The 24,278-nt window shown below is 67.8% G+C and carries 23 protein-coding genes; 21 read left to right on the top strand and 2 right to left on the bottom strand.

Annotated features, from left to right (window positions below):
- The first annotated feature begins 2 nt into the window (after nt 1-2).
- Nucleotides 3-461: a PH domain-containing protein gene (locus IEY07_RS02185; RefSeq protein WP_188893516.1), complete on the top strand. Its 459-nt coding sequence runs from the start codon at nt 3-5 to the stop codon at nt 459-461.
- 18 nt (nt 462-479) lie between these two features.
- Here IEY07_RS02185 and IEY07_RS02190 read toward each other — a convergent pair whose 3' ends face one another.
- Both IEY07_RS02190 and IEY07_RS02195 read right to left on the bottom strand, forming a co-directional pair.
- Nucleotides 480-1,550, bottom strand: a complete 1,071-nt coding sequence (locus tag IEY07_RS02190; protein ID WP_188893517.1) for a GNAT family N-acetyltransferase — start codon at nt 1,548-1,550, stop codon at nt 480-482.
- A gap of 22 nt (nt 1,551-1,572) precedes the next feature.
- Nucleotides 1,573-2,079, bottom strand: a complete 507-nt coding sequence (locus tag IEY07_RS02195) for a hypothetical protein (protein WP_188893518.1) — start codon at nt 2,077-2,079, stop codon at nt 1,573-1,575.
- Between the two features lie 111 nt (nt 2,080-2,190).
- Between IEY07_RS02195 and IEY07_RS02200 the strand changes: the two genes are divergently transcribed.
- The 20 genes from IEY07_RS02200 to IEY07_RS02295 all read left to right on the top strand — a co-directional run bounded on the left by IEY07_RS02200 (nt 2,191) and on the right by IEY07_RS02295 (nt 24,258).
- Nucleotides 2,191-2,799 carry an SseB family protein gene (locus IEY07_RS02200; RefSeq protein WP_188893519.1) on the top strand — a complete coding sequence of 203 codons (609 nt, stop codon included), beginning with the start codon at nt 2,191-2,193 and terminating at the stop codon, nt 2,797-2,799.
- A 364-nt stretch (nt 2,800-3,163) separates the two neighbouring features.
- Complete coding sequence (infC, locus tag IEY07_RS02205; protein WP_188893520.1) at nt 3,164-3,814, top strand: translation initiation factor IF-3; 651 nt, start codon at nt 3,164-3,166, stop codon at nt 3,812-3,814.
- 183 nt (nt 3,815-3,997) lie between these two features.
- Complete coding sequence (rpmI, locus tag IEY07_RS02210) at nt 3,998-4,192, top strand: 50S ribosomal protein L35 (protein ID WP_188893521.1); 195 nt, start codon at nt 3,998-4,000, stop codon at nt 4,190-4,192.
- Between the two features lie 86 nt (nt 4,193-4,278).
- Entirely contained in the window at nt 4,279-4,650 is a 372-nt protein-coding gene (gene rplT / locus IEY07_RS02215) for a 50S ribosomal protein L20 (RefSeq protein WP_188893522.1), read from the top strand.
- Nucleotides 4,651-4,742: 92 nt separating this feature from the next.
- The gene (locus IEY07_RS02220) at nt 4,743-5,513 is read left to right on the top strand and encodes a TrmH family RNA methyltransferase (RefSeq protein WP_188893815.1); all 771 of its coding nucleotides are present in this window, start codon (nt 4,743-4,745) and stop codon (nt 5,511-5,513) included.
- 249 nt (nt 5,514-5,762) lie between these two features.
- A complete protein-coding gene (locus IEY07_RS02225) occupies nt 5,763-6,812 on the top strand; it encodes a sulfate ABC transporter substrate-binding protein (protein WP_188893816.1) in 1,050 nt (349 codons plus the stop codon).
- A 111-nt stretch (nt 6,813-6,923) separates the two neighbouring features.
- Nucleotides 6,924-7,712: a sulfate ABC transporter permease subunit CysT gene (cysT, locus tag IEY07_RS02230; RefSeq protein WP_229669616.1), complete on the top strand. Its 789-nt coding sequence runs from the start codon at nt 6,924-6,926 to the stop codon at nt 7,710-7,712.
- The gene (locus tag IEY07_RS02235; RefSeq protein ID WP_188893524.1) at nt 7,705-8,532 is read left to right on the top strand and encodes a sulfate ABC transporter permease; all 828 of its coding nucleotides are present in this window, start codon (nt 7,705-7,707) and stop codon (nt 8,530-8,532) included. The genes cysT and IEY07_RS02235 overlap by 8 nt, the downstream gene beginning before the upstream one ends.
- A gap of 12 nt (nt 8,533-8,544) precedes the next feature.
- Entirely contained in the window at nt 8,545-9,570 is a 1,026-nt protein-coding gene (locus IEY07_RS02240) for a sulfate/molybdate ABC transporter ATP-binding protein (protein WP_188893525.1), read from the top strand.
- A 197-nt stretch (nt 9,571-9,767) separates the two neighbouring features.
- A complete protein-coding gene (locus IEY07_RS02245) occupies nt 9,768-11,648 on the top strand; it encodes an MFS transporter (protein WP_229669617.1) in 1,881 nt (626 codons plus the stop codon).
- A 316-nt stretch (nt 11,649-11,964) separates the two neighbouring features.
- Nucleotides 11,965-13,077 (top strand): phenylalanine--tRNA ligase subunit alpha, encoded by a 1,113-nt coding sequence (gene pheS, locus IEY07_RS02250; protein WP_188893526.1) that lies wholly within the window; start codon nt 11,965-11,967, stop codon nt 13,075-13,077.
- Complete coding sequence (gene pheT / locus IEY07_RS02255) at nt 13,074-15,641, top strand: phenylalanine--tRNA ligase subunit beta (RefSeq protein WP_188893527.1); 2,568 nt, start codon at nt 13,074-13,076, stop codon at nt 15,639-15,641. The genes pheS and pheT overlap by 4 nt, the downstream gene beginning before the upstream one ends.
- Before the next feature lie 2 nt (nt 15,642-15,643).
- The gene (gene purT, locus IEY07_RS02260) at nt 15,644-16,888 is read left to right on the top strand and encodes a formate-dependent phosphoribosylglycinamide formyltransferase (protein WP_188893528.1); all 1,245 of its coding nucleotides are present in this window, start codon (nt 15,644-15,646) and stop codon (nt 16,886-16,888) included.
- A gap of 154 nt (nt 16,889-17,042) precedes the next feature.
- Nucleotides 17,043-18,212, top strand: coding sequence for a type IV toxin-antitoxin system AbiEi family antitoxin domain-containing protein (locus tag IEY07_RS02265; protein ID WP_188893529.1), 1,170 nt, complete (start codon nt 17,043-17,045; stop codon nt 18,210-18,212).
- Nucleotides 18,213-18,275: 63 nt separating this feature from the next.
- Nucleotides 18,276-19,316, top strand: a complete 1,041-nt coding sequence (gene argC, locus IEY07_RS02270) for an N-acetyl-gamma-glutamyl-phosphate reductase (protein WP_188893530.1) — start codon at nt 18,276-18,278, stop codon at nt 19,314-19,316.
- Complete coding sequence (gene argJ, locus IEY07_RS02275; RefSeq protein ID WP_188893531.1) at nt 19,313-20,464, top strand: bifunctional glutamate N-acetyltransferase/amino-acid acetyltransferase ArgJ; 1,152 nt, start codon at nt 19,313-19,315, stop codon at nt 20,462-20,464. The genes argC and argJ overlap by 4 nt, the downstream gene beginning before the upstream one ends.
- Entirely contained in the window at nt 20,461-21,480 is a 1,020-nt protein-coding gene (gene argB, locus IEY07_RS02280; RefSeq protein ID WP_188893532.1) for an acetylglutamate kinase, read from the top strand. Before argJ ends, argB begins: the two co-directional genes overlap by 4 nt.
- A 47-nt stretch (nt 21,481-21,527) precedes the next feature.
- Entirely contained in the window at nt 21,528-22,790 is a 1,263-nt protein-coding gene (locus IEY07_RS02285) for an acetylornithine transaminase (protein ID WP_373288799.1), read from the top strand.
- Nucleotides 22,787-23,758 carry an ornithine carbamoyltransferase gene (gene argF / locus IEY07_RS02290; RefSeq protein ID WP_188893533.1) on the top strand — a complete coding sequence of 324 codons (972 nt, stop codon included), beginning with the start codon at nt 22,787-22,789 and terminating at the stop codon, nt 23,756-23,758. The genes IEY07_RS02285 and argF overlap by 4 nt, the downstream gene beginning before the upstream one ends.
- On the top strand, nt 23,755-24,258 hold the full coding sequence (locus tag IEY07_RS02295) for an arginine repressor (protein WP_188893534.1): 504 nt from the start codon (nt 23,755-23,757) through the stop codon (nt 24,256-24,258). Before argF ends, IEY07_RS02295 begins: the two co-directional genes overlap by 4 nt.
- Nucleotides 24,259-24,278 lie beyond the last annotated feature (20 nt).

Below are 24,278 nucleotides of genomic sequence, written 5' to 3' on the forward strand. Positions count from 1 at the left end.
CCGTGGATTCGGTGACTCCCGGCCTGGTCGTCAGCTACCCGCGCCGGATGCGGATCGTGGGCAGCATCTTCTCCGCTGCCTTGGTCGTGATCGCGTTCGGTGGCTGGATCGCGCTCCCTGCGTCGTTGCGCGCGCAGTTCACCACCTCGGAGTTGATCACCCTGCTGCTGGTGCTGATTGCGATCGTCGGCATCATCATGTCGGTGGCGATGAGCGTGGTCCGTGCCGACCATCAGGGGCTGACCATCCGCAATGCATTGCGGACGCACCGGATCGGCTGGCAGCAGGTGCACAATCTGGTCTATCGCAACGGTGATCCGTGGCCGACGTTGTTGATCAACAACCGCGATGATCCCGACAAGATCATGTTGATCGCTATCCAGCGAACTGATCATGAGCGTGCCGACGAGGCGGTCGCCGGTCTGCGTCGCCTCTACGCGGAATTCGACCGGTCGCGTTGAGATCCTCGACCGCCGTGGTCAGTCGGCGAGCTGCTTCTCCCACATCCCGGCGACCACGAACGGCCGGAAGCCCAGTGCCCGGTTGATCCGCAGCATCGCCTCGTTCTCACCGGCATTGCCGGTGATCACCCGGGCGGCGCCATGATCGACACCAGCCAAGGCGCGCAAGTTGTTGATCTTGATCCGGACGCCGAGATTGTGGCCCCGGTGTTCGGGGAGCACCATCGTGTAACCCTGCATGACGGCTCGTCCGTCGGTGACGGCGGGCCGGGTCAGCGTGGTGAAGGCGACGAGGTCGCCGCTCGGCCGGTGCCGAGCCACGGTGGTTTGCGTGACCACTCCGGCCGCGGCGTTACGGCGGTCCCGGTCGCGTACCCGGTCGGCGTCCCAGACCTGCACCTCCTCGGTCAACTCGCCGCTGGGCACGGCGGTGCTGACGACCGTACGGAGTCGTGCGTACGCATCGATCAAGTCGTCCGGGGTCGTACCGACCCAGCCGATCAGCTCGTAATCGCCGGCCGGCCGGGCATCGTCGACGAGTGCGGACAGCAGGTCGTCGGAGACCGGCAGCGGCAGCCCGCTCATCACCTCAACCTGGCCGAGCCGGAAGCCGAGGACCTGCAGGAACCGGACGGTCGCTGCCTGGGCGGGGATCGTTCCCGGACCGGCCGGTGACGCCAACCGCGGTTCGGTGTCCAGATCCGCGTGGAAACTGCCGGCCTGGAGAGTGCGGGCGCCGGCGGCGCGAGCAGCGGCGGTGAGCAGGTCGGCAAGCTGGGAGCCGAGCCCGGTTCCGCGCTCGCTCCGGCTGACTCCGGCCCAGAGCCAGGCGACCTGCTGTCCGCGTTCGAGGTCGAATTCGCCGAATCCGACGAGTCGGTCGTCCCGGTAGGCGCCGAAGATCCTGCTGATGGTGTACGGGCTGCCGGCCCGTGCCAGGATCTGCTCGGGCCGCTCGTCAAGGTCGGGCGATCCGATCTCGTCGTGGATGAGCTGGTTGCTGAGATCGGCATAGCCGACCAGCTCGTCCCAGCCGTCGGCTCCGACGGCGTCGGGAATTGTCAGCTCACGGATCTCGATCTCGGACACCCGCGGAGTCTGCCGGATCCGGCTACTCGATGCCACGGGATTTCAGCAGCGCCTCGATCTCGGCCAGTTCCGGATCGATGTCGGCGAGTTGCTTATTGCTCGCCGCCGCCTTGGATGCCTGGGAGCCGGGCTTGGAGCCGGACGCCGGGCCCGCGGCCACGGCCTGACCGGAGGAGCGACCCGCCACCGGCCGGCCGGCCGGCTTGTCGGACGACTTCGCCCGGCCACCGAAACGCGCGAGCACGGCGCCGATCACGAACAACACGATGCTCAGCGCGATGATGGCGAATCCGAACCAGTGCAGCGGAGAGAAAACCAGGTGGATCGCCCAGCGGACCAGCGCGACCACGAAATTCCACAGCACCGTCAGCAACCCGGTCAGATAGAGCCCGAACGGAATCACCACCAGCGCCGCGGCCTGCACCACCCGGCCCTTGTTGCCCCGGCGCCAGGCCAGCCCGGCCAGCACCACGCCGATCAGAGCGATGGCGACGCACAGGGGGAGGAGAACCGAATCTGCTGCGGGCATGTATCCAGGCTGCCACGCCCAACGGCCGATCGCGATCGGTGACAGCCCCCAACCTGCCCGGATCGCCGATATACCCGGGTCGTAGCTGGGACCGGATACCGTGGGGCGGCGATGACCGAACTCAACGATCACGACCCACACGACCACCAGGTCCAGCCGGATCGGGGGCCGCACCTCCAGCACCAGCGGACCCTGGCCGACACCCCGTTCGCCGGGGACGACGGGCAGCCCGACCCGCAGATCCGCGATCTGCTGGCCGCGGGTGGAGCCGACACCCAGGGCTACCTGCGGGCGATCGCCGGGCTGTGCACCGTCCGGCTGCTGGTGCCGGTGGTTGCCACGGCGACGGTTCGGGGGCGTACGGAGTCCGGGTCCCTGGCAGAGAAGGAACTGGAGTCGGACAAGGAAGCCGATATGGCGGTGGTGATGTTGCAGACCGGCGACGGGCGTACGGCGATGGTCGCGTTCACCGGGCTGGACACCCTGACCGCCTGGAACCGGCAGGCGCGACCGGTTCCAGTCACTCTCGACCTCGCGGCGGCATCGGCCCGGCAGGACGGCGCCGAGGCGCTGCTGGTCGACGTCGGCAGCGAGCATCCGCTGGCGATCGACGGCCAGATCCTGGCAGAGCTCGCCGTCGGACATGCCTTGGTCGAATTGCCCGACGGCCAGTTCGGGTGGGCACAGCCGGCCCGGGGATCCGCGGGGTCCGAGCGCTGAAGAGGGCTGACGTCCTCGAGGAATGGATTTCGGCGCCAAGCTGTTAAACTCAGTGCGACTGATCCGGTGGCCTGCCACCGGATCCGCAAGCGGAGACCCGAATCTCCCACCTGTACGACACCCGGACCGAGGCTTCGGCCGGGCCGTTGTCAGGTCGTCCCGAGCACGACGCCGAGACTGAATGACGGTGTCAGCGTTGGGTCGTACGCTCGTCGCGTACGACCGAGCCGGTGCCCGGACAGATGGGGTCTTCGCCGTCGGCGGGGCCCTTTTTTGTTGCCCGCCGGTGTGTGCGGATCCGCTGTCGGCACGGGTGAGGTCGCGCACCGAAGGAAGAACCGAAGACCGCATCAAACCTGGAGGAATGATCGCAACCGAACCGCGAATCAATGAACGAATTCGCATCCCCGAAGTTCGCCTGGTAGGACCTGCCGGCGAACAGGTCGGGATCGTCCGGATCGAGGACGCGCTGCGGCTGGCCCGCGAAGCCGAGCTCGATCTGGTCGAAGTCGCGCCGATGGCGCGGCCGCCCGTCGCCAAGCTCATGGACTACGGCAAGTTCAAGTACGAGAACGCGCAGAAGGCCCGTGAATCCCGGCGGAACCAGACCAACACCGTCATCAAGGAGATGAAGCTTCGTCCCAAGATCGACGCGCACGACTACGAGACCAAGAAGGGTCACGTCGTCCGGTTCCTCAAGGAAGGCGACAAAGTCAAGATCACGATCATGTTCCGTGGTCGGGAGCAGTCCCGGCCGGAGCTCGGCTACAACCTGCTGCAGCGGCTGGCCACCGACGTCGAGGAATTCGGCTTCATCGAGTCCTCGCCCAAGCAGGACGGGCGCAACATGCTGATGGTGCTGGGCCCGCACAAGAACAGGTCGGCCCTCAAGGCCGAACGCGGCGGAGATGCGAAATCCTCCGCGGCCGATGAGGATCTGCTCGACGAGGATCGTGCGAAGCCGGTGACGCGCCAGAAGGACGCGATGGCCGGGCTCGATCCCGATCAGATCTGACGCAACGGTTCGTCTCGCTGCCGGACCGGTCACCCGACAGCGACGGTGCAGGGCTGCGCCCGATCCAGCCGGATCGAGGCAGCCGGACCAACAGCAGGACCCGAACCGCAGTGATGCGGGACGGGAGCCGGCCGGCATCCCCGGTGCGGTAAGCAGGACAGACACGTAAGGAGCGGCATCGCCATGCCGAAGATGAAGACGCACTCCGGTGCCAAGAAGCGGTTCCGGACGACCGGCTCCGGCAAGATCGTGCACCGCAAGGCGGGCAAGACCCACCTGAACGAGCACAAGCCGAGCAAGCGGCTCCGCCGCATCGACGCCTTCGGCACCCTCGAGGGCGGCGACGCCAAGACCATCAAGAAGCTGCTCGGTAAGTAAGGGCGTGCCATGGGGAGTTGCGACATCGCAGTGAGCAACGCCTCGTCCCTTCATGCAGTAACCCGCAGGACATAAGGAGATATCTCATGGCACGCGTCAAGCGTTCCGTCAACGCGCAGAAGAAGCGTCGCGAGGTCCTCGAGCAGGCCTCCGGCTACCGTGGCCAGCGCTCGCGGCTCTACCGCAAGGCCAAGGAGCAGTTGGCTCACTCGTTCACCTACTCCTACCGCGACCGCCGTGCGCGCAAGGGTGAGTTCCGCAAGCTGTGGATCCAGCGGATCAACGCCGCTGCCCGCGCCGAGGGCATCACCTACAACCGGTTCATCGCCGGTCTGCACGCCGCCGGTGTGGAGGTCGACCGCAAGATCCTCGCCGATCTCGCGGTCAGCGATTCCGCCGCCTTCGCCGCATTGGTGCAGGTCGCCATGGATCATCAGACCGAAGCCGCCGCTGCCTGATCACACGCCTGATCACGGGTAGGTGTGCCGTTACGATCTCTGACACCACCGCCGACGAGCCGACCCGGCTGACTCCCGCCTCCGCGGGGCAGCTGCGGTCGGCTCGTCGTCTCTCGCGCCGCAAAGAGCGCGCCGCCCGCAGCGAGTTCCTCGCCGACGGCCCCCAGGCTGTCCGCGAAGCTCTCAGCTCCGCGGCGCAGCCGCGACTGTTGCTGGTCACCGGACGGGGCGCCGGCCGGCATCCCGAGATCGTCGACCTCGCTCTCCGATCCCGGGTACCGGTCGGGCTGGTCACCGATCAGGAGTTGGCGACGGTCTCCGACGCGACCACCCCGCAGGGGATCGTCGCCGTCTGCCCGGCCCTGGATGTCGACCTGGCGACCGCCCTGGCCGGAGCACCCAGACTGATCGTGTGTTGCGCCGAGATCCGTGATCCCGGCAACGCCGGCACCGTGATCCGTTGCGCCGATGCTGCGGGGGCCGATGCCGTGATCCTCGGATCTGCTTCGGTCGACCTCTACAACCCCAAGACCGTACGGGCCAGTACCGGGAGCCTCTTCCACCTGCCGATCGTCACCGATGCCGACCTGCCCGTTGCGCTGGACCGCTGCCGCGACCGAGGACTGCAGGTGCTCGCCGCGGCGGGCGGTGGTGCGTACGCCCTGGATGAGCTCGTGCGCAACGGCGATCTTGCGCAGCCGACCGTCTGGCTGCTGGGCAACGAGGCCCGCGGCCTCGATCAGGACCTGCTGGTCGCGGCCGATCGGGTCGTATCGGTGCCCATCTACGGCGCCGCCGAGAGCCTCAATCTGAGTACGGCTGCAGCCGTCTGCCTTTACGCGTCGGCATTCGCCCAACGCTGATCACTTCGGCCCAGCTGGATCCTTCGCCGAATTCCGTCGCCGAATCCCGTCGCGAAACCTCTCTCGTCCAACCCATTCGCCGGCCCTGAATGACCCTGCTGCTGCCGCAGCGATGGCGTCCACCTACTGAACCGCGGATTGTTCTGTGACAAAACCTAGTATAAATACCGAAAATACCGAGAAGATCGGGTTTACTAGAGGCGCCGACGTCGGTCGGCGGGGCTCGTACGGGGATGAAGGGGATCAATGATGGGGATACGGATCAAGGCCGCGACTGCGGCAGTCGCCGCAGGACTGCTGGCGCTGACCGCCTGCGGCTCGACGGCGGGAACCGGCAGTTCCGATGACGGCACGACACTGCGGATCAGCGGCTTCTCGGTGCTCGGCCAGGCCAACGTTCCGGTCTTCAAAGCGTTCCAAGCGACCCCGGCGGGCAAGGGCGTGCGGTTCCAGACCTCCTACGGAGCCTCCGGTGACCAGAGCCGCGCTGTCGACGCGGGCCAGAAGGCCGATGTGGTGCACTACTCGCTGGAGACCGATGTCACCCGGCTGGTGAAGTCCAACCTGGTCTCCGCGGACTGGAACAAGACGCCGACCAAGGGCATCGCGACCTCGTCGGTCGTGGTGCTGGTCGTGCGCAAGGGCAATCCCAAGCACATCACCGGCTGGGACGACCTGGCCAAACCGGGGATCAAGATCATCACTCCCGATCCGGGCTCCTCCGGGTCGGCCCGCTGGAACATCCTGGGCGCCTGGGCCCACATCACCGGCAACGGTGGCAGCGAGGCCGACGCCAAGGCGTACCTGACCAAGGTGCTCAAGAACACCATCGCCCTTCCTGGCAGCGGCCGGGAGGCGACGACGGCGTTCACCAGCGGATCGGGCGACGTGCTGATCTCCTACGAGGACGAGGCGATCGAGGCCAAGCAGGCCGGGGACGACATCGACTACATCGTGCCGTCGGACACCCTGCGGATCGACAACCCGGCCGCAGTCACCGTCGGGGCCAATCCGAAGGCCAAGGACTTCCTGAACTTCATGACCAGCGCGCAGGGGCAGAAGATCTATGCCCAAGAAGGCTTCCGCCCGGTGATCAGCGGAGTCGACGTGGGTCAGGTCAAGGGAGCCAACAACCCGTCCGACCCGTTCCCGCAGCCGAAGCAACTGTTCACCATCGACCAGAACTTCGGCGGCTGGAGCAAGGCGGCCGACAAGTACTTCGGCGACGGTCAGAACGGTGACCCGCTGGGCATCATCACCGCATTGCAGAAGAGCACCGGCAAGGTCGGCTCGAACTGATGGCCCGAACTGATGGCTGATACCGCGACGCCCGTTCGCGCGCCGAGCGTGGCCAGGCCGCCGACACCGGACACCAGCGCTCGTGGTTTCGGCGGCCGCGTTCGAAGCCGGGTGAGCACGCTCACCCTAGGCTCCGGACTGGGTCTCGGCGCGGCAATGATCTGGTTCAGCCTGCTGGTGTTGCTGCCGTTGGCGGCGGTCGTCGCGACGGCCGCCGCGGGCGGGTGGAAGGCGTACCTGTCGGTGCTGACCGACTCCCAGACTCTCGCCGCGATCACCCTGACCGTCGGCCAGGCTGGGTTGGTCACGCTGGTCAACGTGGTGATGGGCACCGTGATCGCCTGGGTGCTGGTCCGGGACCGGTTCTGGGGGCGGGCGGTACTGAACGTGATCATCGACGTACCGTTCGCACTGCCCACGGTGGTCGCGGGGCTGGTGCTGCTGACCTTGTACGGGCCGACGAGCCCGATGGGGCTGGATTTCGCCTTCACCCGGATGGCGGTCTGGCTGGCGCTGGCCTTCGTGACGCTGCCGTTCGTTGTCCGTGCGGTGCAACCGGTGCTGGAGGAGCTGGACACCGACGTCGAGGAGGCGGCAGCCTCGCTCGGCGCCTCGCCGGCCACCATCATCGGACGAATCATCCTGCCGGCCCTGGCACCGGCGATCACCACCGGCGCGGCACTGTCCTTCGCCCGGGCGATCTCCGAGTACGGCTCCCTGGTGCTGCTCAGCGGCAACCGGCCCTTCCAGACCGAGGTGGTCTCGGTCCGGGTGCTTGCCTTCATCGAGAACGGCAACAACGCCGGTGCCGCGACCGTTGCCTCGGCGATGCTCGCCGTCGCTCTGGTGGTGATCATCGCGCTGGATCTGCTGCAGCGGATGGTGGCGCGCCGTGGTTAGGACCTCGGCACCGGTCCGCTGGCTGCTGCGGGTGCTGGCGATCGGCTACCTGCTGTTCCTGGTGGCGCTGCCGCTGATGATGTTGTTCGGCGACACCTTCGCTGACGGGCTGTCCACCTTGGGCAGCATTCTCAGCGATCCGGATGTGATCAGCGGCTTCCGGCTGACGATCATCGTCGCGCTGTGGGCGGTGGTGATCAACTTGTTCTTCGGGGTCACGATCTCGATCCTGCTGGTGCGCTACGAATTCCCGGGCAAGCGGGCATTGTCGGCACTGGTCGATCTGCCGCTGTCGGTCTCGCCCGTCGTCGTCGGCCTGGCGCTGGTCCTTGTCTACAACGGCCGAACCGGCTGGTTCGGCCCGTTCCTGGAGGACCACGGGCTGCAGGTGATCTTCAACTCACCCGGAATGATCATGGCCACCACCTTCGTCGCGCTGCCGTTGGTGATCCGTGAGGTGGTCCCGACCCTGACCGAGATCGGTGAGGATCAGGAGCAGGCGGCCCGCAGCCTCGGCGCCGGCCCGCTGCAGACGCTGTGGCGGATCACGCTGCCCAGCATCAAATGGGCCGTCGTGTACGGCGTCGTGCTCAGCCTGGCCCGTTCGGTGGGGGAGTTCGGCGCCGTCAAGGTGGTCTCCGGCAACGTCACCGGCAGCACCCAGACCGCGACGCTGGTGGTCGAGTCCAAGTACGAGGGCTTCGCCCAGCCGGAGGCGTACGGCGTCGCCTTCCTGCTGGTCATGGTCTCGATCGCCTGCCTGATCGTCGTGGCCGTCGTACGGCCCCGCGAGAACGAGCCCCGCCGGAACAAGAGATGATCTGAGGACGCAATGAGTATCGAGGTCTCGGGTGTCACCAAGCGCTTCGGCGAATTCGTGGCACTGGACGATGTCAATCTGTCGATCCCGACGGGGGAGTTGACCGCCCTGCTCGGACCGTCGGGTGGCGGCAAGTCGACGTTGTTGCGGATCATCGCCGGACTGGAGTCGGCCGACCGCGGAACGATCATGATCGAGGGCGCTGACGCGACCCGGGTACCGGCCCGGCATCGCAACGTCGGATTCGTCTTCCAGCACTACGCCGTCTTCAAGCACATGACTGTGGCCCGCAATGTCGCCTTCGGGCTGCAGATCCGGGCCAAGCCGGCGGTGCCGTTCAGTACGACCTGGCGTGAGGACCGGGCCCGGATCAACCACCGGGTCGAAGAACTGCTGGACCTGGTGCATCTGTCCCAGTTCGCCCAGCGGCTGCCCTCCCAGCTCTCCGGCGGCCAGCGGCAGCGGATGGCGCTGGCCCGGGCACTCGCGGTCGAGCCGAAGGTGCTGTTGCTGGACGAACCGTTCGGAGCCCTGGATGCCAAGGTGCGCAAGGAATTACGGGACTGGCTCCGCCGATTGCACGACGAGGTGCACGTGACCACGGTGTTCGTCACCCATGATCAGGAGGAGGCGCTGGAGGTCGCCGACCGGATCGTGGTGATCAACGACGGGCGGATCGAGCAGATTGGTTCACCGGACCAGCTGTACGACGAGCCGGCCAACGACTTCGTGATGGGTTTCCTGGGCGAGGTGACCGAACTCGGCGGTGTGCGGCTGCGGCCCCACGACATCGACGTGGCCGTGTCGCCGGGAGTACACGGAAGCGTACCGGGTGTGATCAGCCGGGTGCTGCGGGTCGGCTTCGAGGTCCGGGTGACCGTCGTACCGGATCCGGTCATCGGCGCAGCACCGGCGCCCGAGGTCAACGTTGTGATGAGCCGGGCGCATCAGCGTTCGCTGGGGCTGGCGGAGGGTGCCAAGGTCTGGTTGTCCCCGGCGCCGGAAGCCGCCCGTGCCCGGCTCGCTGCGGTGCGCTGACGACCCGCCGAACCTGAGACGAAACCTAGAGCCGAGTCCCGCTCGGGTCCGCAAGGAGAGACCCGAGGAATACCTCTCGACCCGAATCCCTTAGCCTAGCTAAGGAAATCGGCGGACAGGGAGGTCTTCCGGGCATCGGGTAGTTCATCAGGTGGAGGGCAAGGTTGGTGCGGACGGGATCGACGACAGCGCCGGAGTTGACAGACCAGCAGATCGACCGGCGGGCCGAACGCGCGGCGGCCGCGACCGCCAGGCCGGGCTACAAGTGGATCGCCCTCTCCAACACGACGATCGGCGTCCTGATGGCGACGATCAACTCCTCGATCGTGATGATCGCCCTTCCGGACATCTTCCGCGGCATCGGGGTGAATCCGCTCGAGCCGGGCAACACCAGCTACCTGCTCTGGCTGATGATGGGCTACATGGTCGTGACCGCCGTCCTGGTGGTGGCGTTCGGCCGGCTGGGCGACATGTTCGGTCGGGTCCGGATGTACAACGCCGGCTTCGCGGTCTTCACCCTCTTCTCGATCATGTTGTCGGTCACCTGGATGCACGGCTCCGCCGGTGCGCTGTGGCTGATCGTGATGCGGATCCTGCAGGGCGTCGGCGGCGCACTGCTGATGGCGAACTCGTCGGCGATCCTGACCGACGCGTTCCCCACCCACCAGCGCGGTCTTGCCCTTGGCCTCAACCAGGTCGCCGGGATCGCCGGCTCCTTCATCGGGCTGGTCCTCGGTGGCCTGCTGGCCCCGATCGACTGGCGGATCGTCTTCCTCGTTTCGGTCCCGGTCGGCCTCTTCGGCACCGTCTGGGCGTACTGGAAACTGCACGACACCGGCGAGCGGCACCACTCCTCGGTCGACTGGTGGGGCAACATCAGCTTCGCCGTCGGTCTGATCGCGGTGCTGATCGGCATCACGTACGGCATCCAGCCGTACAAGACCCACACCATGGGCTGGACCAACCCGATGGTGCTCAGCTGTCTGATCGGCGGCGTGGTCGTGCTGGCGATCTTCTGCGTGATCGAGACCAAGGTCGCCGAGCCGATGTTCCGGCTCAGTCTCTTCAAGATCCGTGCCTTCACCGCCGGCAACATCGCCAGCCTGCTCGCCAGCCTCGGCCGCGGCGGCCTGATGTTCGTGCTGATCATCTGGCTGCAGGGCATCTGGCTTCCCCAGCACGGCTACAGCTTCGAGCAGACTCCGCTGTGGGCCGGCATCTACATGCTGCCGATGACCGTCGGCTTCCTGGTCGCGGGACCGGTGTCCGGTTATCTGTCGGACCGCTTCGGCGCCCGGGCGTTCGGCACCGGCGGCATGATCGTCGCGGCCTTCAGCTTCGCCTGGCTGGCGCTGATGCCGGTGAACTTCCACTACTGGGAGTTCGCCACCGCGCTGCTGCTCAACGGGCTCGGCATGGGCCTGTTCGCGTCGCCGAACCGGGCCGGGATCATGAACAGCCTGCCGCGGCAGCGTCGCGGCGCCGGCGCGGGCATGACCGCGACCTTCCAGAACGCCGCGATGGTGCTCTCGATCGGTGTCTTCTTCACCCTGATGATCGCCGGGCTCTCCAAGGCGTTGCCGGGCGCGATGACCTCAGGTCTGACCGCTCAGGGTGTGCCGGCCGATGTCGCGTCCAAGGTCGCCGGGCTGCCTCCGGTGTCGGTGCTGTTCGCCTCGCTGTTGGGCTACAACCCGGTGCAGACCATCCTCGGCCAGCAGGTGCTCGGCGCCCTGCCGGCGCACAACGCGGCCTACCTGACCGGCCGGGCCTTCTTCCCGTCGCTGATCTCCCAGCCGTTCTCCGACGGCCTGGGCGTCGCGTTCCTGTTCGCGATCATCGCCTGCCTGATCGCCGGTGTCGCCTCGCTGCTGCGCGGGGGCAAGTACGTCTACGTCGAGCCGGAGGCCGAGCCTGACGACGGCGCCGTCCCGGCAACGGTGGCGCCGGTCGAGCCGAGCCATGCTGACCGGGTTGAGGCCGACGAGATCGAGGCGGAGGACGAGCGGGCCGACGAGGAGACCTTCGCGACCGACAACTCCCGGACCGCCGGAGTCGGGGTCGGCGGCAGCGACTGAACCGCTCGCGTACGTCCGGGTCGCGTACGTCCGGGTCGCGCACGTCCGACTTCCGGCCCGGTACACGAACTCGCGACAACTCGACTTCCGCGGGCCGCCGCCTCGAAGTCGAGTTGTCGCGACTTGCGCGCGCGAAATCGCCCGAATCCGGCCCCGGATCTCGTGTTGTCGCGACTTTGCCGGTGGCGACGGCCGGAACTCCGGGGTTTACCTGACGCGTCTGTTCCGGCAATCCGGTTCGCGGTGTGTGCCCGGTCGTTTCTAGACTGTCTGGCGCTGCCATCGTCCGGCAGCTTCCACACCGAAGAGGAGTCCGATGTCTGGGCCGAACTCGAGCTACGACCCCGTACAGGTCGCATCGCTGAGCGAAGAGAACGTCGAAGCCATGGTGGCCGAGGCGCTCCGCGCGTTTAGCGAGGCGACGACGGTCGCCGAGCTCAAGCAGGCCCGCATCACCCACACCGGCGACCGTTCGCCGCTGGCGCTGGCCAACCGAGAGATCGGCGCGCTGCCGCCGGAGGCCAAGCGCGAGGTCGGCAAACGGATGGGGCAGGCCCGCGGCCGGGTCAACCAGGCACTCAAGGAGCGCGAGACCGAGATCAGTGCGGCCGAGCTGGAACGCCGGCTGGCCGAGGAGAAGGTCGACGTCACCCTGCCGACCGAACTGGTGACCCAGGGCGCGGTGCACCCGGTGCCGGCGGTGATGGACCTGATGAGCGACATCTTCGTCGCGATGGGCTGGGAGATCGCCGAGGGTCCCGAGCTCGAGGCCGAGTGGCTGAACTTCGACGCCCTCAACTTCATCCCCGATCATCCGGCCCGGACCATGCAGGACACCCTGTTCATCGATCCGCCGGAGCACAATCTGCTGCTGCGCACCCACACCTCTCCGGTCCAGGCGCGTTCGCTGCTGACCCGCGAGCTGCCGGTCTACGTGGTCTGTCCAGGCCGGGTCTACCGCGCCGACGAGTACGACGCCACCCACCTGCCGGTCTTCAACCAGATCGAGGGTCTGGCGGTCGATAAGGGGATCACCTTCGGCAACCTGCGCGGCACCTTGGAGCACTTCGCCCGCGAGCTGTTCGGTCAGGACATGGTGCTGCGCTGGCGACCGTCCTACTTCCCGTTCACCGAGCCGTCGGCCGAGGTCGACCTGCTCTGCTTCAACTGCCACGGCACCTCGGTCGGCGATCCGGACAACCCGTGCCGGATGTGCAAGAGCGAGGGCTGGATCGAATGGGGCGGCTGCGGGGTGGTCAACCCGCGGGTGCTCGAGGCCTGCGGCGTCGACAGCTCGGTCTACTCCGGTTTCGCCTTCGGCATGGGCGTCGATCGCACGCTGATGTTCCGCAACAATCTGTCCGACCTGCGCGACACCGTGCAGGGTGACGTCCGGTTCAGCCGGTCGCTGGTGGGAGGTGCACGATGAGGGTCCCGCTGAGCTGGCTGCGGACGTACGCCGCAGTGCCGGAGTCGGTGCCGACGCGCGAGGTCTCCACCGCGCTGGTCCGCGTCGGCCTGGAGGTCGAGACCATCGACGAGACCGGTGCCGAGGTCACCGGCCCGCTGGTGATCGGCCGGGTCGAGGAGTTCAGCGAAGAGACCCACTCCAACGGCAAGACCGTGCGCTGGTGCCGGGTCGACGTCGGCCCGCACAACGAGGGCGGTACGCCTACTGATTTCGGTGCGCCAGGTCGCGGAATCATCTGCGGGGCCAAGAACTTCGCCCAGGGTGATCTTGTCGTCGTCGCGCTGCCGGGTGCGGTTCTTCCGGGTGACTTCGCGATCGCCTCCCGCAAGACCTATGGCCACGTCAGTGACGGGATGATCTGCTCGGCGCGCGAGCTGGGCATCGGCGATGATCATGCCGGCATCATCGTGCTCAAGCCAGATGTCGTCGGCCCGCTGGCCGCGGGACAGACCGCGACAGCACCGGCCGAGCTTGTTGTCGGTGCCGACGCCGGTCCGGCGATCTATCTGCGCGACGATGTCCTGGACATCGCCGTGACGCCCGATCGCGGCTATTGCTGGTCGGTCCGCGGAGTCGCCCGGGAGGCTGCGCTGGCCTTCGAGGCGGGCTTCACCGATCCGGTCGCGCTCCCGGTGCCGGCCACCACCGCCGACGGTTACCCGGTGGTGATCAACTCCGACGCCTGCCCGGTCTTCGTGGCACTGACCGTGACCGGTATCGACCCGACCGCGGCCAGCCCGCGCTGGCTGCAACGCCGCCTCCACCAGGCCGGGATGCGGTCCATCTCGCTGGCCGTCGACGTCACCAACTACGTGATGCTCGAATCCGGCCAGCCGATCCACGCCTACGACAAGGCGAAGTTGTCCGGTCCGATCGTCGTCCGCAAGGCGGCCGCCGGGGAGAAGTTGATCACCCTCGACGACGTCACCCGTGATCTTGATCCCGATGATCTGCTGATCACCGACGACTCCGGCCCGATCGGCCTGGCCGGTGTGATGGGCGGCCAGAACACCGAAGTGGACGCGAACACCAACGCCGTGGTGATCGAGGCGGCGAGCTTCGACGCCCTGACGATCGCCCGCACCTCGCGCCGGCACAAGCTGTCCTCGGAAGCCTCCCGCCGGTTCGAACGCGGCGCCGATCCGGGCGCCACCTATGCGGCGGCTCGTCGCGTCGCCGAACTGCTGATCGCCCTCGGCGGCGGCACGCTGGAAACGGCCGAGACGGTCGCCGGTGGCGTCCCTGAGGTGCCCACCCAGACCATCGATGATCAACTGCCGGGCCGGATCATGGGGGCCGGGATCGATCACGCAACGGTGATCTCCGCGCTGCAGGCCGTCGGCGTCGCAGTCGATGATCATGGCGACACCCTGGTCGTGACTCCGCCGAGCTGGCGGCCGGACCTGACCGATCCGTACGACTACGTCGAAGAGGTCGGACGGGTCTTCGGCTATGAGAAGGTCCCCGCCGTCATCCCGACACCCCCGGCCGGTCGCGGACTCACCCGCCGGCAGCGGCTTCGGCGATTGGTCGGCCAGGCGCTCGCCGACGCCGGCTATGTAGAGGCGCAGACCCTCCCGTTCATGGGCAAGGCGATCCTTGATCAACTGCGGATCCCGGCCGATGACGACCGCCGGCGGCTGATGCGGATGGCCAATCCGCTGTCGGAGGAGCAGGCCGAGTTGCGGACGACGCTGCTGCCTGAGTTGCTCGCCTCGGTGAACCGCAACACCAGCCGTAGCCTGGACGATCTGGCGATCTTCGAGATCGGCCCGGTCTTCCTGGCGCCGCGCGAGCGGACCGCTGCGCCGCGGCCGGCCGTTGATCATCGTCCGACCGCCGACGAGCTTGCGGCGATGGATGCGGCGATCGGTGATCAGCCGCGTCATCTGGGCGCCGTGCTGACCGGAGCCGTACGCCCTGCCGGGTGGACCGGGCCCGCCCAGCAGGTCACCTGGCGGCATGCGATCGCCGTCGCCGAGGTGGCTGCCCGGGCGGTCGGCGGCACGATCACCGTCGAGCAGGCAGAGCAGGCGCCCTGGCATCCCGGCCGTTGCGCGGCGATCATCGCCGTCTCGCCGGACGGCACCCGGACGCCGATCGGCTTCGCCGGTGAGCTGCATCCCTCGGTGATCGATGATCTTGGTCTGCCGGCACGCACCGCGGCCGCCGAGATCGATCTGGACGCGTTGGTCGCAGCAGCGCCCGAGATCGGCACGATCCGTCCGCTGTCCAGCCACCCGGTGGTCAAGGAGGACATCGCGTTGATCGTCGATACGGACGTCCCAGCGGCCGCGGTGGAGGCAGCCGTACGCTCCGGGGCGGGGGAGTTGCTGGAGGACATCCGGCTCTTCGACGTCTACACCGGCACGCAGATCGGCGAGGGCAAGAAATCGCTGGCCTATGCGCTGCGGTTCCGGGCCGAGGACCGTACGCTCACCGATGCCGAGGTCGCCCAGGCCCGCGAGGCCGCCGTGTTCGCGGCAGCCGAGGCCACCGGTGCGACCCAGCGGATGGAATGATCATGCCTGACGCTGTCGACGGCCCGAGCAGTTTCGGTACGCCGCTCACCCCTGGTGCGATCACCGCCGTCCTGCTCGGCTCGGGAGAGCTCGGCAAGGAAGTTGTCATCGAGCTGCAGCGGCTCGGGGTGCAGACGCTGGCCGTCGACCGCTACCCGGATGCGCCGGCGATGCAGGTGGCCCACCGCAGCGCGGTGATCGACATGCGCGACCCCGAGGCGCTCCGGCAGTTGTTGATCACCGAGAGGCCAGCCGTCGTGATCCCGGAGATCGAGGCGATCGCGACCCAGGTGCTGGCGGAATTGGAGCAGTCGGCCGACTGGCCGCTGCGGATCGTGCCGACCGCCCGGGCGACGGTGTTGACCATGAACCGGGAGGGCATCCGCCGACTCGCCGCCGAAGAACTCGGCCTGTCGACCAGCCCGTACCGGTTCGTGGAAAGTCTTGATCAGTTCACCGAGGCAGCCGATGCGCTCGGCTGGCCGGTGGTGATCAAGCCGGTGATGTCGTCCTCCGGCAAGGGCCAGTCGGTGGTGAAGGACCGGGCCGGCATCGAGGCCGCGTGGCAGTACGCCCAGACCGGCGGCCGGGCCGCGGCCGATGCAGGACACGCGGTGCGCTGCATCGTCGAGGGATTCGTCGACTTCGAGGTCGAGATCACCCAGCTGACCGTCCGGCACGCCGGCGGCACGACCTTCCTCGACCCGGTCTTCCATCGTCAGGTGGACGGCGACTACGCCGAAAGCTGGCAGGAGCCGTCCGGGATCTCATCGCTGCCGGAGGCGGTCCAGGTCGAGGCCCGCGATGTCGCCCGCACGATCACCGACGCCCTGGGCGGGTGGGGCGTGTTCGGCGTCGAACTGTTCATCGCCGGCGACCGGGTGATCTTCTCCGAGGTCTCGCCCCGTCCCCACGACACCGGTCTGGTGACGCTGGTCAGCCAGGACCTCAGCGAGTTCGCCGCACACGCCCGGGCCGTGCTGGGACTGCCGGTCGACACCGTGACCCGGTTTCCGGGTGCGGCGGCCAGCCTGCCGATCAAGGCGCACGGCACCGGCGTAGCGACCTTCGACGGCATCGGCGAGGCACTGGCGACCGACCCGTCGGTCCAGGTGCGGCTCTTCGGCAAGCCGTCGGTCGACGGCGAACGCCGGGTGGGAGTGGTGCTGGCCCGCGGCGCCGACACCGCGCAGGCCCGGGCGGTGGTCGCCAACGCCGCTGCCCGGATCAGCACCCGCCTCACCTGACAAGCGCGAGGGGTCACAAATCCCTTAATCCATGCGGCGTGTCGTGAGCACGGTGCTGTCCGCGGTCGTACAGGTGTTGTCCGTTCGCCTCGTTGTCCACAGATCTGCCGCCCGGGCGCGAACGGACCGGCCGGCCGGGCCGATCGTTGTCCTCATGACTGAGTCCCTGTCCGCGGTCGCCGCTCGGCACATCGATGCCTGCCTACCGAATGACCGTCCGTTCACCTCGCGCCAGGCCCGGCAGGTCGGAGTGGACTCCAATGTGCTGGCCAGACTCGTCCGCCAGGGCCAGCTGCGGCGGGTGCTGCACGGCGTCTACGTCGACACGTCCCTGCCGGAAACGATCTTGGTGCGGGCCGAGGCCCTTGCGCTGGCGGTGCCGGAGTCGGCCGTGGTCACCGATACGACGGCCGCTTGGCTGTACGGCGTGGACCTGCTGCCACGGGGCAGCCACCACGATCCGACGCCGCAGGTGCATTACTTCCGGCCGCCCGACCAAACGCGGGTTCGCCGACCCGGCGTCCAGGGCGGTCGGCGCAGCTTCGAGGAAGCTGATCTTCGCCGGCTGGGACGGATGGTGGCGACCACACCGCTGCGTACGGCCTGTGATCTCGGTCGGTCGCTGCCGCGCGAACGTGCGCTCGGCGCCCTGGACGCACTGCTGCACCTCGGTGAGTTCACCGCGGCCGAGCTGGCCGGACAGCTCGACCGCTTCACCGGCCGTCGGGGTGTCGTACAACTTCGTGATCTTGTTCCGCTGGCCGACGGCAGGGCAGAATCCGTACGCGAGTCGGAGTTGCGATTGTTGTGGATCGACGCCGGTCTGCCGAAGCCGGAGTTGCAGATCCCTGTTGCAGCCCTCCCGGGTCGCGAACCGTTCCGGCTCGATCTCGGGGACAGCCAGGTCAAGTACGCCGCCGAGTTCGACGGTGAGGACTGGCACTCGAGTCCGGGGCAGGTAGCCCGCGATGAGTGGCGACGAGATTTGATCCGCCGCGACGGTTGGACGATCGATGTGTTCCGGGGCGAGGACCTGCACGGCTGGAGGACGATCGACCGGCTGCGGGACGGACATCGTCGGGCGGCGGAACGAACCTTGGACCGAGCAGCGGGAGCCGTGAGCGATACCGAACGAGCAACCCGTGCCTTCGGCCGCCCGCATCACCAGGAAGACTTCCTGGCATTCGAGGACTCCCTCTGGTCTGCGCCCGAGAGCCCGGATGACCCACGCGTGCGCGATGTGGATGAGTACGGTGCGGGTCCCGATGACTGGACGGCTCCGGACGACATCATCGAGAGCCTGACGACACGCCGCGAATATTGAGGAATATGTGACTCCTCGCGGAATGAGTTGGAATAAGTATGCAGAGCATGGCATGATCATTCCGTGACTTCGAAGTACAGGGCCGCCGTGGCGGGCGCGACCGGCTACGCCGGTGGCGAGCTGCTGCGACTCCTGCTCAGCCATCCGAATATCGAGATCGGCGCCGTCACCGCCGCCAAGAGCGCGGGCACGCTGATCGGCGAGCATCATCCGCACCTGGTCCCGCTGGCCGATCGTCTGGTCGAGCCGACCGACGTCGAACATCTGGCTGGTCACGACATCGTCTTCCTCGCCCTGCCGCACGGCGCCTCGGCCGAGATCGCCGCCCAACTCGGCCCCGACGTCCTCGTGGTCGACTGCGCTGCCGACCACCGGCTGGTCGATCCCGCGCAGTGGCGGCAGTACTACCACTCCGAGCACGCAGGCACCTGGCCGTACGGTCTGCCGGAGCTGCCTGGCCAGCGCGAGATCCTCGCCGGGACCAAGCGGGTCGCAGTTCCGGGCTGCAATCCGACCGCGTCGACGCTCGCGCTGCTGCCGGCCGTCGCGGCCGGGCTGATCTCTGCCGACGACATCGTCGTCGTCCTAGCCACCGCGCCCTCGGGTGCCGGCAAGAAGCTGGCGGTGACCTACCTGGCGTCGGAGATCATGGGCTCGGCGAGCCCGTACCAGGTCGGCGGCATCCACCGGCACACGCCGGAGATGGAGCAGAATCTCGTCGCCTGTGGCGCGACCGACCCGCACGTCTCCTTCACTCCGGTGCTGGTCCCGATGACCCGGGGCATCCTCGCCACCTGCACGGCGAAGCTCAGCGATCCGTCGATCACCGCTGACGAGGTGTACGCCGCCTACCAGAAGGCGTACGCCTCGGAGCCGTTCGTGCACCTGCTTCCGCAGGGCGTCTGGCCGCAGACCCAGGCAACCCTCGGCGCCAACACCTGCCACCTCCAGGCGACGGTCGACCCGAACACCGGCCGGCTGGTGGCGATCTCGGCGCTCGACAACCTCGCCAAGGGAACCGCCGGTGCAGCCATCCAGTGCACCAATCTCGCTCTCGGTCTCGACGAGACGACCGGCCTGTCCACGATCGGAGTCGCACCATGAGCGTGACCGCTGCCAAGGGCTTCGCGGCCGTGGGCCTGGCCGCCGGGATCAAGCCCTCCGGGGATCCCGATCTGGCTCTGGTCCGCAACCTCGGCCCCGATTTCGCCGCTGCGGCCGTCTTCACCTCCAACCGGATCAAGGCCGCGCCGGTGGTCTGGTCCCAACAGGTGATCAAGGACGGCAGCCTGCAGGCGGTGATCCTCAACTCCGGCGGCGCCAACGCCTGTACGGGGCCGGACGGCTTCGCCGACACCCACAGCACAGCGGAGCGGCTGGCCTCCGAGCTCGGTGTCGGCGCGATCGACATCGCGGTCTGCTCGACCGGCGTGATCGGTCACCGGATCCCTGTCGACAAGATCACCTCCGCGGTCCCGGCGTTGGTCGCCCGGGCGACCGAGGACGGCGGCCCCCTCGCCGCCCGGGCGATCATGACCACCGACACCGTCGCCAAACAGTCGGTGCAGACCCGCAACGGCTGGACCATCGGCGCGATGGCCAAGGGTGCCGGGATGTTGGCGCCCGGCCTGGCGACGATGCTGGTGGTGATCACCACCGACGCGGTGGTCAACGCCGCTGATCTTGATGCCGCGCTCCGTGCCGCCACCCACGTCACCTTCGACCGGGTGGACAGTGACGGCGCCATGTCGACCAACGACACGGTGCTGCTGCTCAGCAGCGGTGCCTCCGGCGTGGAGGCCGACCCCGGCGAATTCACCGAGGCGCTGACCACGGTCTGCTCCGACCTGGCGCGTCAGCTGGTCGCCGATGCCGAGGGCGCGACCCACGACATCGCGATCACGATCTCCGGTGCCGCCAGCGAAGAGGATGCGGTCGTCGTCGGCCGCAGCATCGCCCGGAACAGTCTCTTCAAGTGCGCGATGTTCGGCAACGATCCTTACTGGGGCAGGGTTCTCGCAGCGTTGGGCACCACCCAGGCGACTTTCGATCCGGATGCGATCGACGTCTCGTTCAACGGGGTGTTGATGAGCAGCAAGGGATTCGGCGTCCCGGACGCGGAGGTCGACATCAGCGCGAACCGTGAGATCCGTGTCGATGTCGATCTTCATGCCGGTGATCATGCGGCGACGATCTGGACCAATGACCTGACGTACGACTACGTCAAGGAGAACGCGGAGTACCTGTCGTGACGATCATCAGGAAGGCGGAGAAGCTTTCCCTGGTTGAGAAAGCCTCCATCCTCACCGAGGCCCTGCCGTGGCTGGAGACCTACGCCGGCAAGACGGTGGTGATCAAGTACGGCGGGAACGCCATGATCGACGAGGATCTGAAGAAGGCATTCGCCCAGGACATCGTCTTCATGAAGCGCTGCGGAGTGCACCCGGTGGTGGTGCACGGCGGCGGGCCGCAGATCTCCGCCATGCTGAAACGGCTCGGCATCCCGTCCGAATTCAAGGCCGGGCTGCGGGTCACCACTCCGGAGGCGATGGAGATCGTCCGGATGGTATTGGTCGGCCAGGTCGGTCGCGATCTCGTCGGGCTGATCAACCAGCAGAGCGCTCTGGCCGTCGGCATGTCCGGTGAGGACGGTGGCCTTTTCACCGCGACCCGCAAGAAGGCTCTGATCGACGGCGAAGAGGTCGATCTCGGTCTGGTCGGCGAGGTGAGCAGCGTCCGGACCGAGGCCATCAACGGCTTGATCAACGCTGGCCGGATCCCCGTCGTCGCCAGCATCGCGCCGGACCGCGACGGCGTCGTCCACAACGTGAACGCCGACACCGCCGCCGCGGCTCTGGCGATCGCGCTGAAGGCCGAGCGGATGGTGATGCTCACCGATGTCGAAGGGCTCTATGCGGACTGGCCGAACAGCACTGACGTGATCAAGGAACTCCCCGCCTCCCAGCTGCGGCAGCTACTGCCGAAGCTGGAGTCCGGGATGGCGCCCAAGATGGAAGCCTGCCTGAAGGCCGTCGAGGGTGGCCTGACCAGGGCCACCGTCACCGACGGTCGCGTCCCCCATGCGCTGCTGCTGGAGATCTTCACCAATGCCGGCATCGGGACCATGGTGACCCAGGACGGTTTGATCCGGCTCGGCAGCCGGGTGTTCCCGGCGTCGGAACCGATCCCGCCGGAGGAGTACGCCAACGGCGATTTCGGCGCCTTCCTGCCCGACGTTCCCGGCAATCTGAACGAGGTGGACCAGTGACGGGCATTCCGGCCTCCGAGCCGGCCTCTACCAGTTCGATCAGCGCGGTGAGTGATCAACTCGCCGCAGCCCAGGGCCGCGGCAGCGCGGCGATCTTGGACGGCTACAGCCGGTCGGTGATGAACACCTTCGGTCCGCCCAAGCGGGTCTTCGTCCGCGGGGAGGGCTGCAACGTCTGGGATGTCGAGGGCCGCAAGCATCTCGATCTGCTCTCCGGCCTCGCCGTCAACGCACTGGGCCATGCCCACCCGACCGTGCTCTCGGCGATCACCGGCCAGATCGCGACGCTTGGTCATGTATCCAATTTCTTCGCCACCCCGTCCCAGGTGGCCCTTGCGGAGCGGCTGACCGGGCTGGTGCGTCCTGAGCCTGTCGAAGGACCGGGCGCCCTTCGACAAGCTCAGGGATCTGTGGAGGCGAAGGTGTTCTTCGCCAATTCCGGCACCGAGGCCAACGAGGCCGCGTTCAAGATCACCCGGCAGACCGGTAGGACCAGGATCATCTCCACCGAGGGTTCGTTCCACGGCCGGTCGATGGGCGCCCTGGCGGTGACCCACAATCCCAAGTACCGCGAGCCGTTCGAGCCGTTGCCCGGGGACGTGGAGTTCATCCCGTACGGAGATGTCGATGCCCTGCGTGCCGCCGTCGACGACCGGACCGCGGCCGTCGTCCTGGAGCCGATTCAGGGTGAGAACGGCATCGTCGTCCCTCCGGACGGCTATCTCGCCGAGGCCCGGCGGATCACCAGCGAGGCCGGCGCGCTGTTGTGGATCGACGAGGTCCAGACCGGCATGGGCCGTACCGGCCGCTGGCTGGATTCCAGCCGCGAAGGCGTCGTCCCGGACGTCGTGACGCTGGCCAAGGGGCTCGGCAACGGTTTCCCGATCGGTGCCTGCATCGCCCTGGGTCCCGCCGCGGCGCTGCTCGGACCGGGCAGTCACGGCTCGACCTTCGGTGGCAATCCGGTGGCGGCGATCGCCGGTCTGGCGGTCATCGCGGTGATCGAACGCGACCGTCTGCTGGACAACGCCACCGCGATGGGCGACCGGCTGGCCGCCAACATCACCGCTCTTGATCATGCGCTGGTCGATCACGTCCGTGGCCGTGGACTGTTGCGCGGTGTGGTGCTGACCTCCGACGTCGCACCGGCCGTCGCCGATGCCGCCCTGGACGCCGGGTTCATCATCAACGCGCCCCGGCCGAACGTGTTGCGGATCGCGCCGCCGCTGATCATCACCGCCGAGCAGATCGACAGTTTCACCGAGGCGCTGCCCATGCTCCTCGGCCGAGCACAAGGAGCACGTGCATGACCCAGGCGATCAGGAGCTTCCTCGCCGACGATGACCTCAGTCCGTCCGAGCAGGCCGAGGTGCTCGAGCTGGCCCTTGCACTGAAGGCGGATCCGTACGGCGCCAAGCCGCTGGCCGGCCCGGTGAGTGTCGCGGCGATCTACGACAAGCCGACCTTGCGCACCCAGAGTTCCTTCGCCGCCGGGATCGCCGAGCTGGGCGGCTATCCGCTGCAGGTGGACGGCAATCTGGCCGGGATCGGCGTCCGCGAGTCAGTTCCCGATGTCGCGAGGATCCTCGGGCGCCAGGTCGGCATGATCGTTTGGCGGACCTTCGGTCAGGACAAGATCACCGAGTTGGCCGCGTACGCAGGCGTTCCGGTTGTCAACGCCCTGACAGACGATTATCACCCGTGCCAGTTGCTCGCCGATCTGCTCACTGTCAAGGAACAGAAGGGGACGCTTGCCGGGCTCACGGTGGCTTTCCTCGGCGACGCCGCCTGCAACATGGGCAACTCCTGGGCGCTGGCCGGAGTGACCGCCGGGATGCAGGTCCGCTTCGGCGCTCCGGAGGGTTACCTGCCAGACGAGGCGGTATTGGCCCGGGCCGCCGAGATCGGGAAGATCACCGGAGGCAGCACCAGCTGTGATCATGACCCGGTCAAGATCGTCGCCGGTGCCGACGTCGTCGTCACCGACACCTGGGTGTCGATGGGCAAGGAGGACGAGGCGGCCGCTCGCACTGCGGTCTTCCAGCCGTACGCGGTGACCAGCGAGCTGGTCAGTCACGCGAAACCGGACGCGATTGTGATGCACTGCCTGCCCGCCTACCGCGGCAAGGAGATCGACGCCGAGGTCCTCGACGGTCCTCAGTCGGTGATCTGGGACGAGGCGGAGAACCGCCGGCACGCGCAGAAGGCGATCATGGCCTGGCTGTGGCAGCAGTCCGAGGTGCAGCGCCGGACCCGGCAGGAGGCGTCGCGACGATGACCGAGGCCGCCCGCACGATCAGCAAATCGGCCCGGCACGCGAAGATCATCGCGCTGCTGGAGCACCACCAGGTGCGCTCCCAGTCCGAGCTCGCCGAGTTGCTGGCAGCGGACGGGGTGTCGGTGACCCAGGGCACGTTGTCGCGGGACCTGCTCGATCTCGGGGCGTTGCGGGTCCGCGGCCAGGACGGCCAGCTGATCTACGCCGTGCCGGGCGAGGGCGGCGACCGTACGCCGCTGGTGGGGGAGCAGGCAGCCTTCAACGAGCGGCTGGCCCGGCTCTGCGTCGAGATCATGGTCTCGGCCGAGGCGTCGGCCAATCTGGTCGTTGTGCGTACGCCACCGGGCGCCGCGCAGTATTTCGCCTCGGCGGTCGACAGAGCCGGCTGGCCGAGCATTCTGGGCACCATCGCCGGCGACGACACCATCCTGTTGATCACCCGGGATCCCGAGGGCGGCCGGGCGATCGCCGAGGAACTCACCCACTTGAGCACCCGTTGAGCCGGGTGGCAGCTGGAAAG

It is taken from the genome of Microlunatus endophyticus, assembly GCF_014646195.1.
GTDB classification, from domain to species: Bacteria; Actinomycetota; Actinomycetes; order Propionibacteriales; family Propionibacteriaceae; genus Microlunatus; species Microlunatus endophyticus.